The organism is Mesobacillus sp. QJM3NY_10, from assembly GCF_056173465.1.
The window spans coordinates 1,700,581-1,714,225 of the sequence record NZ_CM149675.1 but is presented as its reverse complement, the minus strand read 5'-3'; the positions used below and the strand labels follow the sequence as shown (position 1 = coordinate 1,714,225).

16 protein-coding genes and 1 other annotated feature are annotated in these 13,645 nt (G+C 42.5%); of the genes, 1 reads left to right on the top strand and 15 read right to left on the bottom strand.

Going from position 1 to position 13,645, the window contains the following annotated elements:
- Nucleotides 1-143: 143 nt before the first annotated feature.
- The 3 genes from pyrR to lspA all read right to left on the bottom strand — a co-directional run bounded on the left by pyrR (nucleotide 144) and on the right by lspA (nucleotide 2,291).
- A complete protein-coding gene (gene pyrR / locus AC0VX7_RS08510; RefSeq protein WP_215031847.1) occupies nucleotides 144-686 on the bottom strand; it encodes a bifunctional pyr operon transcriptional regulator/uracil phosphoribosyltransferase PyrR in 543 nt (180 codons plus the stop codon).
- A 230-nt stretch (nucleotides 687-916) separates the two neighbouring features.
- The gene (locus AC0VX7_RS08505; RefSeq protein WP_215031849.1) at nucleotides 917-1,828 is read right to left on the bottom strand and encodes an RluA family pseudouridine synthase; all 912 of its coding nucleotides are present in this window, start codon (nucleotides 1,826-1,828) and stop codon (nucleotides 917-919) included.
- The gene (gene lspA / locus AC0VX7_RS08500) at nucleotides 1,800-2,291 is read right to left on the bottom strand and encodes a signal peptidase II (RefSeq protein WP_023614969.1); all 492 of its coding nucleotides are present in this window, start codon (nucleotides 2,289-2,291) and stop codon (nucleotides 1,800-1,802) included. Before lspA ends, AC0VX7_RS08505 begins: the two co-directional genes overlap by 29 nt.
- 134 nt (nucleotides 2,292-2,425) lie before the next feature.
- On the opposite strand from lspA, the gene AC0VX7_RS08495 reads away from it, so the two are divergent.
- Entirely contained in the window at nucleotides 2,426-2,608 is a 183-nt protein-coding gene (locus tag AC0VX7_RS08495) for a hypothetical protein (protein WP_475427467.1), read from the top strand.
- Nucleotides 2,609-2,689: 81 nt separating this feature from the next.
- On the opposite strand, the gene AC0VX7_RS08490 is transcribed toward AC0VX7_RS08495, so the two are convergent.
- The 12 genes from AC0VX7_RS08490 to spoIIGA all read right to left on the bottom strand — a co-directional run bounded on the left by AC0VX7_RS08490 (nucleotide 2,690) and on the right by spoIIGA (nucleotide 13,292).
- Nucleotides 2,690-2,977, bottom strand: coding sequence for a TraR/DksA C4-type zinc finger protein (locus AC0VX7_RS08490; RefSeq protein WP_215031853.1), 288 nt, complete (start codon nucleotides 2,975-2,977; stop codon nucleotides 2,690-2,692).
- A 155-nt stretch (nucleotides 2,978-3,132) separates the two neighbouring features.
- On the bottom strand, nucleotides 3,133-5,892 hold the full coding sequence (gene ileS, locus AC0VX7_RS08485) for an isoleucine--tRNA ligase (RefSeq protein WP_475427466.1): 2,760 nt from the start codon (nucleotides 5,890-5,892) through the stop codon (nucleotides 3,133-3,135).
- A 77-nt stretch (nucleotides 5,893-5,969) separates the two neighbouring features.
- Nucleotides 5,970-6,212 (bottom strand) — a binding site (T-box leader).
- 49 nt (nucleotides 6,213-6,261) lie between these two features.
- Nucleotides 6,262-6,783, bottom strand: coding sequence for a DivIVA domain-containing protein (locus AC0VX7_RS08480; protein ID WP_215031857.1), 522 nt, complete (start codon nucleotides 6,781-6,783; stop codon nucleotides 6,262-6,264).
- Nucleotides 6,784-6,874: 91 nt separating this feature from the next.
- Complete coding sequence (locus AC0VX7_RS08475; protein ID WP_475427465.1) at nucleotides 6,875-7,648, bottom strand: YlmH family RNA-binding protein; 774 nt, start codon at nucleotides 7,646-7,648, stop codon at nucleotides 6,875-6,877.
- 80 nt (nucleotides 7,649-7,728) lie between these two features.
- The gene (locus AC0VX7_RS08470; protein WP_475427464.1) at nucleotides 7,729-7,989 is read right to left on the bottom strand and encodes a YggT family protein; all 261 of its coding nucleotides are present in this window, start codon (nucleotides 7,987-7,989) and stop codon (nucleotides 7,729-7,731) included.
- A 5-nt stretch (nucleotides 7,990-7,994) separates the two neighbouring features.
- Entirely contained in the window at nucleotides 7,995-8,435 is a 441-nt protein-coding gene (locus tag AC0VX7_RS08465; RefSeq protein WP_215031864.1) for a cell division protein SepF, read from the bottom strand.
- 1 nt (nucleotide 8,436) lies between these two features.
- The gene (locus tag AC0VX7_RS08460) at nucleotides 8,437-9,123 is read right to left on the bottom strand and encodes a YggS family pyridoxal phosphate-dependent enzyme (protein WP_475427463.1); all 687 of its coding nucleotides are present in this window, start codon (nucleotides 9,121-9,123) and stop codon (nucleotides 8,437-8,439) included.
- The gene (pgeF, locus tag AC0VX7_RS08455; RefSeq protein WP_475427462.1) at nucleotides 9,123-9,953 is read right to left on the bottom strand and encodes a peptidoglycan editing factor PgeF; all 831 of its coding nucleotides are present in this window, start codon (nucleotides 9,951-9,953) and stop codon (nucleotides 9,123-9,125) included. Before pgeF ends, AC0VX7_RS08460 begins: the two co-directional genes overlap by 1 nt.
- Before the next feature lie 66 nt (nucleotides 9,954-10,019).
- Nucleotides 10,020-10,295 (bottom strand): YlmC/YmxH family sporulation protein, encoded by a 276-nt coding sequence (locus AC0VX7_RS08450; protein WP_041966015.1) that lies wholly within the window; start codon nucleotides 10,293-10,295, stop codon nucleotides 10,020-10,022.
- Between the two features lie 343 nt (nucleotides 10,296-10,638).
- Nucleotides 10,639-11,418: an RNA polymerase sporulation sigma factor SigG gene (gene sigG / locus AC0VX7_RS08445; protein ID WP_023614979.1), complete on the bottom strand. Its 780-nt coding sequence runs from the start codon at nucleotides 11,416-11,418 to the stop codon at nucleotides 10,639-10,641.
- A 171-nt stretch (nucleotides 11,419-11,589) separates the two neighbouring features.
- A complete protein-coding gene (gene sigE, locus AC0VX7_RS08440; RefSeq protein WP_475427461.1) occupies nucleotides 11,590-12,309 on the bottom strand; it encodes an RNA polymerase sporulation sigma factor SigE in 720 nt (239 codons plus the stop codon).
- A 44-nt stretch (nucleotides 12,310-12,353) separates the two neighbouring features.
- Nucleotides 12,354-13,292: a sigma-E processing peptidase SpoIIGA gene (spoIIGA, locus tag AC0VX7_RS08435; protein ID WP_475427460.1), complete on the bottom strand. Its 939-nt coding sequence runs from the start codon at nucleotides 13,290-13,292 to the stop codon at nucleotides 12,354-12,356.
- Between the last annotated feature and the right edge of the window lie 353 nt (nucleotides 13,293-13,645).

The following is a 13,645-nucleotide window of genomic DNA, read 5'->3' as shown; positions in this document are numbered from 1 at the left end:
TTATATCTCCTCTCTTTTGTACAAAAAAACCCTCTTTGCCAGTAGATACAAAGAGGGTATGGGTCTAAAAAAACCCGCACAAAGCCATCAGCGATGCGTTCCCCCTTTTCAGCCTCTCTGGACTGCATTTAAAAGGGCTTTATTTATTTTTCAAAGATGCTTACGCGTTCTTCTTCATCTACTTCCTGCAGTTCAACGACAATTCTTTCCGCACTTGAGGTCGGGATGTTCTTGCCCACAAAGTCTGCTCTGATCGGCAGCTCCCGGTGTCCTCTGTCGACCAGCACAGCAAGCTGGATCGTCGCCGGCCGGCCGATGTCAATCAATGCATCCATCGCCGCACGGACTGTCCTGCCTGTATAAAGGACATCATCCACCAGAATCACTTTTTTATTCGAGATGTCGACTGGGATATCCGAGCCTTTTACCTCAGGCTCCTGGTCATCCGTCTTCTTCGTCAGGTCATCGCGATACAGGGTGATATCAAGCTCACCTACCGGGATATCTGCACCTTCGATCTCACGGATCCTTTCCGCAAGCCTTTGGGCGATATAAATCCCTCTGGTTCGGATACCGACAATGACGCTGTCTTCGATCCCTTTGTTTCTTTCGATGATTTCATGGGCAATCCTCGTCAGTGCCCTGCGGATTCCCTGGTTGTCGAGCACAACCGCTTTTTCAGCCATTTGTTTTCACTCCTTCTCTGTCTGTGGTATGAAAACGGAAGTTCAGCACGTCTTATGTTTCATATAAAAAACCCTCTTGTCTGCATCGGCAAGAGGGTAAACGTGTGGTGTTAGCATGCAGCAAAGCATACAATATGCCTGTTGCAAATCCGTTTCCTTCTCAGCCTCACGGGACTGTCTTTAAAGGACTTATTAAACTATAGTCATCTTAAAATAGATGTTGAACTTTGTCAACGATTTTCTCTGAAATCGTTTAAAAGCTCAACGAAATATCCAGGAAGCGGAGCTTCAAACTCTATATACTCCCCTGTCCTTGGGTGATCAAAACCAAGCAGTCCAGCATGCAATGCCTGTCCGCCAAGATCGAGCGTCTTTTTCGGGCCGTATTTAGGGTCACCGGCCAGGGGATAACCGATGTATTTCATATGAACACGAATTTGGTGTGTCCTGCCTGTCTCAAGCTGGCACTCAACAAAAGTAAAGTCCTTAAAACGTTCGAGTACATTGAAATGTGTGACAGCATGTTTGCCATTATCGACTACTGTCATGCTCTGGCGGTCTTTTTGATCGCGCCCAAGCGGAGCATCGATTGTACCATGATCATGCTGGATAATTCCATGAACGAGTGCCTTGTATTTGCGAGTAACACTTTTGGCTACGAGCTGGTTTACCAGGCTCTCGTGTGCCATATCATTTTTGGCAACCATCAAGAGTCCAGATGTATCCTTATCAATCCTATGGACGATTCCCGGGCGGAGAACGCCATTAATGCCTGATAAATCCTTGCAATGCGCCATCAGCCCGTTAACAAGCGTTCCCGTCATATGTCCAGGCGCTGGATGGACGACCATTCCCTTAGGTTTGTTCACAACAAGAACATCTGCATCTTCATAATAAATCTCAAGGTCCATTTCCTCAGCAATTACATCTAACACTTCTGGCTCCGGAATGGTAATTTCCAGCTTGTCATTCAAGCTGCATTTATAATTTGTTTTGACTTTAGCTCCATTGACAAGGACGCTTCCATCCTTGATCCATTGCTGCACCTGGCTCCTCGACCATTCTGCATCAAGTGTCGAAATTACTTTATCTATTCTGTCACCAGCCTGTTCCTCACTGATGATGTGTTCCATTTTCTCCATAAGCTTTTCTTTTCGCCTCTCTCTCTTCCCTGATCATGTCAATCATCAGTAATCCTACACCGATCACCAGCGCAGAATCCGCGATATTGAAGATAGGAAAATCGTATCCAAAAATATAGGTGTTGATGAAATCAACAACTTCCTTTCGGTATACCCTGTCGATAAAATTCCCAATGGCCCCGCCCAGCATGAAACCAAGCGAAACACCCAGCAGAAGTTTACCTTTAGCTGCTTTTTGAATATAGACGACAAGGCCAATTACCACGATAATGGTAATGACATAGAAGAACCACATTTGTCCCTGCAGGATTCCCCATGCAGCACCACGGTTACGGTGCGAAGTAATATACAAGAAATTCTCTATGACCTTTATGCTCTCTCCAAGCTCCATGTTTTTGACAATAAACCATTTAGTAACCTGGTCAAGCAAAATAACAAACAGTGCAATTATGTAATAAAACACAAAGGTAACCTCCACATCAATTCATTACCTTTGAATTTTAGCACATATAAGTTTAAAACGACAGATATTATAAGTTTTAGTAAAAAAACACCTACTAACAGAAAAGTTATAACTAAAAATAGCGGTTTAGGATCATGATTTTAACAGAAACTGAACTGTCAAAATGGTTTATTGGCGAAAAAATATTTTTATTGGCGATTTTCAATTTATATTGGCGAAAAATTGTTTTTATTGGCGATAATGAGCTGTTTATTGGCGAAAATCAATTTTTATTGGCGACTTGGAAATTTTCAATGATTTTTTCCAGTACACTTTGAGTGAAATCTAAATACTCAGCTTTAAAAGCTTTCTTGCCGAGCATTTTTTCTTGAACCAATAAATTCGGAATGCATGAAAACTCACGAATAGATTGGTTTTCGACAGTATTGTTCTATTTGCTCCAATTCACTCGCTGATCTAGCTGTAGGAATTCTCTGCAAAAACTCGTAAGGTAAATATTCTCCAGATATCTCACACTTCCCATACTCACCAAATTCCATTTTCTCCAATGCTGTTTCGATATCGTTTAATTCATCAACAATGTATTGCAAAATCCTCTCATCTTTCTGGCCGTCATTCAGGTACGCTAACAATTCTGTTCTCGTTTCGCGGAGCTCATTGTAAATGTAATCAAGATTACCTTCCATATATCTGCCCCCGTTCCTGTTTACAGCTATTATTTCCCGTAACAATTTGCTGACTCAGCTAAACTTTTTACATGTACTGCAGGATTTCCCAAGCAGGATGATTATTGGCATACATAAAAAAACTCCGGGACAAAAACCCGGAGTTCGAAAATTGATTAGTAATTTTCTTTTACAACAGTTGCACAGCGTTCACATAATGTTGGGTGTTCTTCAACCTTGCCGACTTCTGGTGTGACAACCCAGCATCTCTCACATGTTTCGCCTTCAGCTTTTGTAACAACAATCGCTGTATTTTCAAGTTTAATCGCATGATCAGGAGCCTGGTCGTAGCTTCCTGCGACTTCGAACCCTGAAACAATGAACAGCTGGCTTAAGTTTTCAGAAATTGAATCCAAAAGCTCTTTTGTGCTGTCGTTTACGTATAAAGAAACCTTCGCAGTCAGGGACTTACCAATGACCTTCTGATTCCTGGCTTCTTCAAGAGCCTTCAGGACATCGTCACGAAGTTTCATGAATGCATTCCACTTGTTTTCAAGTGCTTCTGCATTTGCGATTTCCTTTGCTTCAGGCATATCTGTCAGCTGGACACTGTCTTTGTCTGCTGAAGGGATGAATCCCCAAACCTCATCTGCAGTGTGAGAAAGGATTGGTGCAGTCAGCTTAACCAGAGCAATCAAGCTTTCATGCAATACAGTCTGGATTGCACGGCGCTCAACATTGCCTGCAGCCTCGATGTAAAGGACATCCTTTGCAAAATCAAGATAGAATGAGCTTAGATCCAGTGTACAGAAGTTGTTTACCGCATGGTAGACACCGGCGAATTCATAGTTGTCATATGCATTGCGCACATATTTGGTCAATTTGTTCAGCTTCACAAGCATGAACTGGTCAACTTCGCGCAGCTGCTCGAATGGCACTGCATCTGTTTCAGGGTTGAAATCAGAAAGATTGCCAAGCAAGAATCTGAATGTGTTACGGATTTTACGGTACACTTCAGCAACCTGCTTCAGGATTGCGTCAGAAACACGTACGTCGGATTGATAATCGACGGATGCAACCCAGAGACGCAGGATATCTGCACCCAATTGGTTCATAACCTTCGCAGGAACGACAACGTTACCGATTGATTTACTCATCTTGCGGCCTTCGCCATCAAGTGCGAAACCGTGGCTCAAGACACCTTTGTAAGGTGCTTTGCCTGTTACTGCAACTGCTGTAGATAATGATGAGTTGAACCAGCCGCGGTATTGGTCAGAGCCTTCAAGATAAAGGTCTGCAGGGCGCTGGAGGTCATCACGCTCTACTAGAACTGCCTGGTGGGATGAGCCTGAGTCGAACCAAACATCCATGATGTCCGTTTCTTTCGTAAACTGGCCATTAGGGCTGCCAGGGTGGCTAAATCCTTCAGGGAGCAATTCTTTAGCTTCTTTTTCAAACCAGATATTAGAGCCTTGCTCACGGAACAGATTTGAAACATGTTCGATTGTTTCATCCGTGATGATTTCCTGGCCATTCTCGGCATAGAATACCGGAATTGGAACACCCCATGCACGCTGGCGGGAGATACACCAGTCACCGCGATCACGGACCATATTGAATAGTCTTGTTTCGCCCCATGCTGGTACCCATTTTGTTTCTTCAACAGCTTTTAGCAATTCGCCGCGGAAATCTTTGATCGACGCAAACCATTGTGCTGTAGCACGGAAGATAACAGGTTTTTTCGTTCTCCAGTCATGCGGGTATGAGTGTGTGATGAAGCTTAGCTTCAGTAAAGCGCCAGCTTCTTCAAGCTTTTCTGTGATTGGCTTGTTCGCCTGATCATAGAATAAACCTTCAAAGCCTTCTGCTTCAGCTGTCATAACACCCTTATCATCTACAGGGCATAAAACTTCAAGTCCATACTTCTGGCCAACATGGAAGTCATCCTCCCCGTGTCCTGGTGCAGTGTGGACACATCCTGTACCAGCATCTGTCGTTACGTGCTCGCCAAGCATGACAAGTGAAGTGCGGTCGTATAATGGATGCTTTGCAAGGACACCTTCAAGCTCTTTACCAGCAAGTTTCTTAACTGTTGAAGTATTTTCCCAGCCGATTTCATTCGTAACTGCTTCTAGTAGTTCTTCAGCAACAAGGAATTTCCTTCCGTCAGCTTCTATAACAACGTATGTCAATTCTGGGTGAACGGAGATTCCAAGGTTTGCCGGAATCGTCCATGGTGTTGTCGTCCAGATGACGATTTCAACATCCTGGTCAAGAACTCCTTTGCCGTCTTTAACAGGGAATCCAACATAGATTGATGCAGAACGCTTATCCTGATATTCAATCTCAGCTTCAGCAAGTGCTGATTCACTTGACGGTGACCAGTAAACAGGCTTTTTCCCTTTGTAGATGTATCCCTTTTTCGCCATCTCGCCGAATACTTTGATTTGCTGTGCTTCATATTCAGGCTTCAATGTGATATAAGGATTTTCCCAGTCTCCGCGAACACCAAGACGCTTGAACTGTTCACGCTGGTTGTTGATTTGCTCATATGCATATTCTTCACATAGCTTCCTGAACTCAGCTACAGTCATTTCCTTGCGTTTTACACCCTTGTTCGTCAATGCCTGCTCGATTGGCAATCCATGAGTGTCCCAGCCAGGTACATATGGCGAACAAAAGCCGCTCATTGATTTATAACGGACGATAAAATCCTTGAGGATTTTATTAAGTGCGTGACCCATATGGATATCTCCATTAGCGTATGGAGGTCCGTCATGCAGGATGAACAGCGGGCGTCCTTCTGTGTGCTTTTGAACCTTTTCATAAATATTCATTTCTTCCCATTTTGCCTGAATTTCAGGTTCCCTGTTCGGAAGGTTTCCGCGCATTGGAAACTCGGTCTTCGGCATGAGCAAAGTATCTTTGTACTCCATTAGATTGATCCTCCTATTTTTACCGTTGCAATCACGAAAGAAACAATAATGAAAATAAAAAAACCTCCTCATCCCTGAAAAGGGACGAGAAGGTTTATATTCCCGCGGTACCACCCTAAATAGACAAGGATTCATCATCCTGTCCTCTTAGCATTCTTAACGCGAATGTCACGCCTGTGCTTACTGATCCTAAAATGGATGTTCAGCTCGGAACTATCGGGTGATCTTCTGGCTATCCGCTTGCAATGGGCTTCCACCTTCCCCATTTCGCTGAAAAGCAAGCAACTGGAACGCCATACTGTCCCTGTCATCGTTTCTGTCATGTATTGCACTTTGTTATGAAATTATATGCGAAATAACGTCCCCGCGTCAAGCCAGTGAATCTTCTTCTTCTCTTGCAGCAGCCTTCAATTCTGTTGAATCCAATTCATATTCAAGCAGATGATCCCAATCATCGGTGTTCAGCATATCAAGCTGCGCCTCGATCAGCATCTTGAACCTTGTTCTGAATACTTTTGACTGCTTCTTCAATTCTTCAATTTCCAGGGCGATTTTACGTGCCTTGGATAGAGATTCGTTGATGATCCGGTCAGCGTTCTTTTCCGCTTCCTTGACGATCAGCTTTGCTTCCTTTTGCGCATTTCGGCGAACTTCTTCCCCTGCTTCCTGCGCGATCACAATTGATTTATTCAAGGTTTCTTCTATATTCGTAAAATGGCCAAGCCTGGAATTCATTTCATTAAGCTTTTCTTCCATTTCCTTTTTTTCACGGATAATTAGTTCATAGTCCTTAATCACATTGTCAAGAAACTCATTTACTTCATCTTCATCATACCCGCGAAATCCCTTATTGAATTCTTTGTTGTGTATATCTAACGGCGTTAAAGGCATGACGCCACCTCCCATTAAGTTATAATCCTTTATGTACTTAAAGCAATGATTCGACAAATAAACTAAAAATCCTTCTTCTATTACTATATAATTATTTTTTTCTCCCGGCAATAACTCGATATTTATCTTTTTTTGTTTTCCCTTCAATTGTGATGATTTTCGCACGCCCGTAACCACGTGCTGAAATAACATCACCTTCACCGCATTCAAAAGCAGTATTTTCAATCGCAGTCCAATTAACCTTTACTTGGCCATGCTGAATGAGCAACTGGGATTTTTGCCTTGAGATATTGAACAGTGCGGACATGACGGTATCCAGACGCAATGACGAAACGGTAGTGGTCATTTCATTCCATTCCTCAGTAATTCCCACTGCCATTTCAAGCGGAAGCTCTGACAAGCCAATCGAAGCTCTGCCGATTGATTCTAATTGAAGCCCGATGTAATCGGCGATTTCCTCAGCTGCGAAAAATTGCACAACATCTCCGTCAATCAGGATATCTCCAAATTTCCCACGCTTCAAGCCAAGTGACATCAGGCTGCCCAAAACTTGACGGTGTTCGATATTCACAAACTTCTTTGCATATTCAATACCAAAAAGCTTTACCTGGAAATCCTCTTCTTTAGCTTCCAAATACTCTGGATAAAGAAAAGCCCGTTTTCTCTCGGTACCTGGTGCACCGCCAAACAGCTCCCACTTAACATCGGGATGCTTGCCGATAACGGTAGACAAGATTTGCTGCTCCCTCGGATCCAGGAAATCCGTCAATTTCGGAGCATAATTTTGTTCAACATACTCTTTCCAGTTAATGACCTGATCGATAAATTCCCGTTCCTCAAGACGGAAATGCTGGTAAATAGACATTTATGTACTCCTTTTTTATTACCTTGATAGAAAACATGCAGGGTCTATTTCAGACCCTGCATGAGAAGAATTGATTACTATTAAAACCATGCAGCCAACTGATACAATCCGCTGACAGCAAAACGCAGCACAAGGAAAGCAACGATTGGCGAAATATCAATCATGCCGATTGAAGGAACGATCCTGCGGAAAGGCTCCAGGAAAGGCTCGCAAATACGAGCTAAAAATTGTCCTATTGCTGTTTCTCTTGCATTAGGGAACCATGACATGAAAATATAAATAATCAGGGCCCACTGATAAAGACTGACTACCTGTGCTATTATACCTATTACTATATCCATTTACTCTACCACCTCGACTCTTGGTAATCCCGCTCCTGCATAAGCTCAGAAATATTTCCTGTTACTTCCACATTATCCGGGGTACATAAGAAGATATTCATGCCGATCCGCTGGATATCCCCGCTGATCGCATAGACTGTTCCGCTGAGGAAATCCACAATACGCCTTGCCTGATCCTGTTCAATACGCTGCAGATTCACAACGACTGCCCGGCGATTTTTTAAATGATCAGCAATATCCTGTGCTTCCGCATACATTCTAGGTTCCATCAGGATCACTTTCGAAGACTTTTGCACACTCTGCAGGCTTACCACATTCTGCTTTTGTTGAACAGGCTGTTTATTGGGCTTGAAAGGCTCAGCTTCTCCCTCGAGCATTTCCTCATCATTATAGTCATATTCATCTTCCAGGAAAAAAAATGTCTTAATTTTTGATTTTAAGCTCATATTAATGCACCTCCGATTCATTGCCTACCAAGGCAGTGCCAATACGCACCATTGTTGATCCTTCTTCAACAGCTATTTGAAAGTCATTTGACATTCCCATTGACAGTTCATTACATGGTGCAAATTCAAGTTTCCGCGATTGTATATCTGCTTGCAGGCTTTTCATTGTCCTGAAGCAATCCCTGATCACTTGCTCATCCTCCGTTAAAGGGGCCATCGTCATCAATCCGCTGATTTCAATATTGGAGTACTTCTTCAGTTCTTTTACAAAACCAATGACATCATCCGGTTTTATCCCATGCTTGCTCTCTTCGCCGGATGCATTGACCTGGATCAGACATCTCACTTTTGAACCGGATCGTTTATTGATTTCCTTTGCAAGTGACAGCCTGTCCAATGAATGGATATATGTAACATGCTCAATGATGTTTTTCACTTTTCTCGTTTGCAGCGTCCCAATAAAATGCCAGACCGGCTTGTCCCCTAATTGGCCAATTTTATGAAGCAGTCCTTCATCCCGATTTTCACCAAGATGGGTGACCCCAGCATCAACGGCTTCCTGTGCCCGTTCTGGTGAGACATATTTAGTAACCGCAATAATCTTGATTTCATCTGGATTACGCCCGGCTTTGTTACAAGCATCTGCTATTTGATTCTGGATAACCTCCAGATTTTTTCTGACTTTCATTATGGATGGCTATCCTCCTTCCAGCCGATATAAGCCATCATTCGGCCTGCATTACCCTTATCCCGTCTATGGGAATAGAAATGCTCACTATGGCAGCTAGTGCAATAATCGGTTACATGTATATTCCCGTCTTCTACCCCTGTCTTTAACAGAATCTGACGGTTCAATTCCTTTAAATCGAGAGAATATTGACCTTCACTAACTTGATTATATGGTAATATATCGACACCATCTAGTATATTTTTCACTAAATTGATGACTCTCTCATCAACAATATAACATTTTTTGCATATTGATGGGCCTATAATGGCAGAAATTTTTTCTGTTTTTGCACCATTTTGCTGAAATTTGTTGACCATCTCCGCCGCAATACCGTGAACAGTGCCTTTCCAGCCAGCGTGAGCGACCCCGATCAGCCTGGTCTCCGGTTCAATAAAATAAAGCGGGACACAGTCTGCATAACAAAGTGTCAGCAGTACTCCTTGCTCATCTGTCAGAAAGCCATCCGTTCTTGAAAAAGAAGTATCATAGGTCGTTGAGCCTCTTCCTTGATCTGATTTTCCGATTTTGGCGATGCTGATATCATGAGTTTGTTCTGCTCCAACCCAGCTGGAAAGAGGAAATTCGATCTTATCGGCCAGCAGGAGACGATTTTCACAAACAGCATTCTGCTCGTCTCCTACATGAAAGCCGAAGTTCAAACCCGAAAAAGCATCCTGTTGGCTCACGCCACCGTTCTTCGTTGTAAACCCAACCTCAAGTCCAGGATAACGCTCCATCCACTCTTTAATTTTAAAATATTCCTGGCTTTCTAAGATGAATGGTTCCATATTTTTACCTCACACGTTTTTGTCTAGTTTATCACATACAAACCGCAATACAACAGTATTACGATGTTACTCATCCCCGTCACTTTTTTGTTGGAGATATCCCCCGCTGTCTTTATACCGGACTAAAATGACATCTTCACCTATTTTCAGGATATTTGTCCAGGGAATCACAACCTCATCTTCCTTTCCGAAGAATCCCAGCACCTTACCTGAACTCCCAATCACAACAGCTTCGATTTTACCCGTATTTAAATTGATTTCAAAATCCTCTATATTACCAAGCCTTTTTCCATCCGAAACATTCACGACATCTTTAACTTGAAATTCTGTCACCTTAACCATATAGATCCCTCCGGATTTCGCTTTGGCATTAATTAGCCCTTATATAAAATATATGAAGGGGAAACAGATGTATGAATTACTTCAGTGGATCTTGAATTTTAAAGAGTCGTCCTACTTCGTAATGCCCTTGTATAAAGCAAAGAACAAAAAAGCGCAAGCGCCTTGTTCAGCCCCGACAAGCGCTGGAGGGCCGACCAGTGAAGTCGTTCTTTGACTTCATTAGGCGGACCGAAGCGACTCGAGGGGCTAGGCGCTGGAGCTGGATTAAGAATACTACATGTATTTATCCAACTAAATAATTTTTATAATTTCCTAAACGATAAAAAAGCTGCCAAAAGGCAGCTTAGCTTTGGATATTCTTATTCATTTGTTTGATGGCTGCTTTTTCAAGACGGGACACCTGGGCTTGTGAGATGCCGATTTCATCGGCTACCTCCATTTGTGTCTTACCCTGGAAGAATCTCTTCCTTAGAATCAACTTTTCACGCTCATTCAGGCGTCTCATACCTTCCTTCAAGGCGATTTCTTCAATCCAGTTTGTATCCTTGTTCCGTTCATCACTTAGCTGGTCCATCACATAGATTGGATCTCCGCCATCGTTATAGATCGGTTCAAATAAGGACACGGGATCCTGAATCGCATCAAGAGCGAAGACAATTTCCTCGTGAGGTACCTCAAGAACCTTGGCGATTTCTTCCGCAGTTGGTTCCCTTGATGCCTCACTCATCAGCCTTTCGCGTACCTGAAGCGCTTTATAGGCTATATCCCTTAATGAGCGCGAGACTCTGATTGGATTATTATCTCGTAAATACCGTCTAATTTCACCGATGATCATCGGGACGGCATAGGTGGAAAACTTAACATTTTGTCCCAGATCAAAATTATCAATGGACTTCATAAGGCCTATACATCCGACCTGAAATAGGTCGTCAACAAACTCGCCCCGGTTGTTAAAACGCTGGATTACACTTAAAACAAGCCTCAGGTTCCCATTCACAAGTTTCTCTCTTGCTGTGATGTCACCGCTTTGCATTTCTCTAAAAAGTTTTCTCATTTCCTCGTTTTTAAGAACGGGAAGCTTTGATGTATCAACACCGCAAATTTCAACTTTGTTTCGTGTCAATCTTTTCCCTCCTCACAGGAGCTGCTGTCAAAAATCAGTATCTCCGCAGGAAGGAAAAATATGCACTATTTACCTAAAGCCTGGACTGGTTTCAGGAAGAATCAGCCAGGAAAACCGCCAAGTTATCACTTTTATCAGAGAGAAAAAATTTTTTTATAGAAAATTTTTCTGCTATACCATTTTATTGAATTCTTTACGCAAACGTTTGATGATTCTTTTTTCCAGACGTGAAATATAAGATTGTGAAATTCCTAGCATATCCGCTACATCCTTTTGTGTCTTTTCCTCGCCACTCCCAAGACCAAAACGCAATTCCATGATTTGCTTTTCACGATCGGAAAGCTGCTGCAGCGCTTTAACCAGCAATTTTTTATCCACATTGGACTCAAGGTCCTTTGTGATAATATCGTCATCGGTTCCAAGAACATCGGACAAGAGCAGTTCATTTCCATCCCAATCAATATTCAAAGGCTCGTCAAAGGAAACCTCCGACCGCAGTTTATTATTCCTTCGCAAATACATCAGGATTTCATTTTCAATACATCTAGAAGCGTAGGTCGCTAGCTTAATTTTCTTCTCAGGATTGAACGTATTGACCGCCTTAATCAAACCGATTGTTCCGATACTGATTAAGTCTTCAATGTTAATGCCCGTGTTTTCGAATTTACGCGCGATGTAGACAACGAGTCTCAAATTCCTTTCTATGAGAATCGACCTTGCCGCTTTATCCCCATTTGGAAGTTTGTTCAAAAGCACTTCTTCCTCATCTTTCGTTAAAGGAGGTGGCAACGCTTCGCTACCGCCGATATAATATATTTCATCTGTTTTCAAGCCCAGTTTCATTAATAATTTATACCAGTAATAGGATATCCGAAGCCGCAAATTTTTCATTGATTGTCCTCCTTCTAAATTATGTATTTCTGAGTATAGTAATATTAGCTTACCTTCACCGTTGGCTCTTGTTTTGCCATCCCTGCCATCATTTTTGGATGGATAATACATTGAAAACTGCCATCAGCCGAAAGTTCCTGCGCAGTAAAAGATATTAACCCCTTTTCTGCAATATAAGTTCCTTCGTCTGTAGTAATCTTGATCTTGTCAGGATTAAAGGCAATGATTAACTGATGCTCTTGTCCGACTACCTTACATGGAATGATTCTCATTCGATTTTCCAGCTGCTGCGAAAAATTTTCATCACCTGACAAAACACAATCGGGATTTTCAGCAATTCTTTTGATTTCACTTGGCATACGATCCAAACAATCTGCTATGGATAAAATCATGACTGGCATTTTTGAGATAGGATCATAAAGCTGGTTGCCGCTATCTATCAGTCCTTTCATGTTAAAATCCATCTCCATGAACTGCACTTCAACTATTGCCAGTGATTCATATTGAATCTTTGTCATTTCGAATTGTTCAATATTTCTCCTCGAAAAATGCCAGGCGAGCGGAAACCCCAGCAATACAAACAACCAGCTGATTGGATCGCCAAACCCTTTAATATGGTTCATGGCCACATTCGATGCCAGGTTCATATCAAATTGGATAAAGTAATGTACCCCTGTCAAAGTGCCCCCAAGCAGAAAGGTCGTTACATAAAATGTCATAAGTGCCTTGAAGAAAAAACGGAATCTTTTATAGCCAAAAGCTGCCAGGACCATCAATATCGAAAAGAACAGTTTCCCCGCTGGGTGCCCCGCTGCAGCATGAAACGGAGTAATTGATAATATAATGAGCAGTGAACCTATAGCCCCTCCCAAACATAGCCGCCATAGCTTAACCTGTCTTTTCAGGATGATGGCAGTCAAGTAGAGTAGGAACGTATCAAAGAATAAATTCAATGCCCAGATGACATCCAGATAGACCTTCACCCCTCATCCTCCTGTACAGAATTCGCATGCGCCTTGTTTGACAGCTGAAAGTGCTGTGCCAGACTCAGATTCAGAATCTTCATCCCTCTTGCTTGAAATGATCAAGCATGCCAACGGCTAATTAACGGTTCAATCTGGCAAACCGACCAAACTACTTTGGATGGTAAAAAACAACCTGGCGTCGAGCAAAGTTTAGCAACCACTGTTGAAGCACGTGATCACCGATTTGCTTCTTGCTCTATCATTCCGTTACGGAAAAGTATATCGTCATTGGCCTATGAAGTGTGTCATAATCTGGCACCAAAACAACAGAGATTTTCACTTTTCCCTTCGGATTTTGTCAATTTTCAGAT

What these genes read in the sequence shown, in the direction of transcription:
- AC0VX7_RS08505 (WP_215031849.1), bottom strand. Translation starts at nt 1,828, where the DNA reads ATGGAGAAAATGGAACACATCATCAGTGAGGAACAGGCTGGTGACAGA.
- ileS (WP_475427466.1), bottom strand. Translation starts at nt 5,892, where the DNA reads ATGGAGTACAAAGATACTTTGCTCATGCCGAAGACCGAGTTTCCAATG.
- AC0VX7_RS08490 (WP_215031853.1), bottom strand. Translation starts at nt 2,977, where the DNA reads ATGGAAGGTAATCTTGATTACATTTACAATGAGCTCCGCGAAACGAGA.
- AC0VX7_RS08465 (WP_215031864.1), bottom strand. Translation starts at nt 8,435, where the DNA reads ATGAGCTTAAAATCAAAAATTAAGACATTTTTTTTCCTGGAAGATGAA.
- pgeF (WP_475427462.1), bottom strand. Translation starts at nt 9,953, where the DNA reads ATGGAACCATTCATCTTAGAAAGCCAGGAATATTTTAAAATTAAAGAG.
- AC0VX7_RS08470 (WP_475427464.1), bottom strand. Translation starts at nt 7,989, where the DNA reads ATGGATATAGTAATAGGTATAATAGCACAGGTAGTCAGTCTTTATCAG.
- AC0VX7_RS08480 (WP_215031857.1), bottom strand. Translation starts at nt 6,783, where the DNA reads ATGCCTTTAACGCCGTTAGATATACACAACAAAGAATTCAATAAGGGA.
- AC0VX7_RS08450 (WP_041966015.1), bottom strand. Translation starts at nt 10,295, where the DNA reads ATGGTTAAGGTGACAGAATTTCAAGTTAAAGATGTCGTGAATGTTTCG.
- pyrR (WP_215031847.1), bottom strand. Translation starts at nt 686, where the DNA reads ATGGCTGAAAAAGCGGTTGTGCTCGACAACCAGGGAATCCGCAGGGCA.
- AC0VX7_RS08460 (WP_475427463.1), bottom strand. Translation starts at nt 9,123, where the DNA reads ATGAAAGTCAGAAAAAATCTGGAGGTTATCCAGAATCAAATAGCAGAT.
- AC0VX7_RS08475 (WP_475427465.1), bottom strand. Translation starts at nt 7,648, where the DNA reads ATGTCTATTTACCAGCATTTCCGTCTTGAGGAACGGGAATTTATCGAT.
- sigE (WP_475427461.1), bottom strand. Translation starts at nt 12,309, where the DNA reads ATGAAAAATTTGCGGCTTCGGATATCCTATTACTGGTATAAATTATTA.
- AC0VX7_RS08495 (WP_475427467.1), top strand. Translation starts at nt 2,426, where the DNA reads ATGATTTTAACAGAAACTGAACTGTCAAAATGGTTTATTGGCGAAAAA.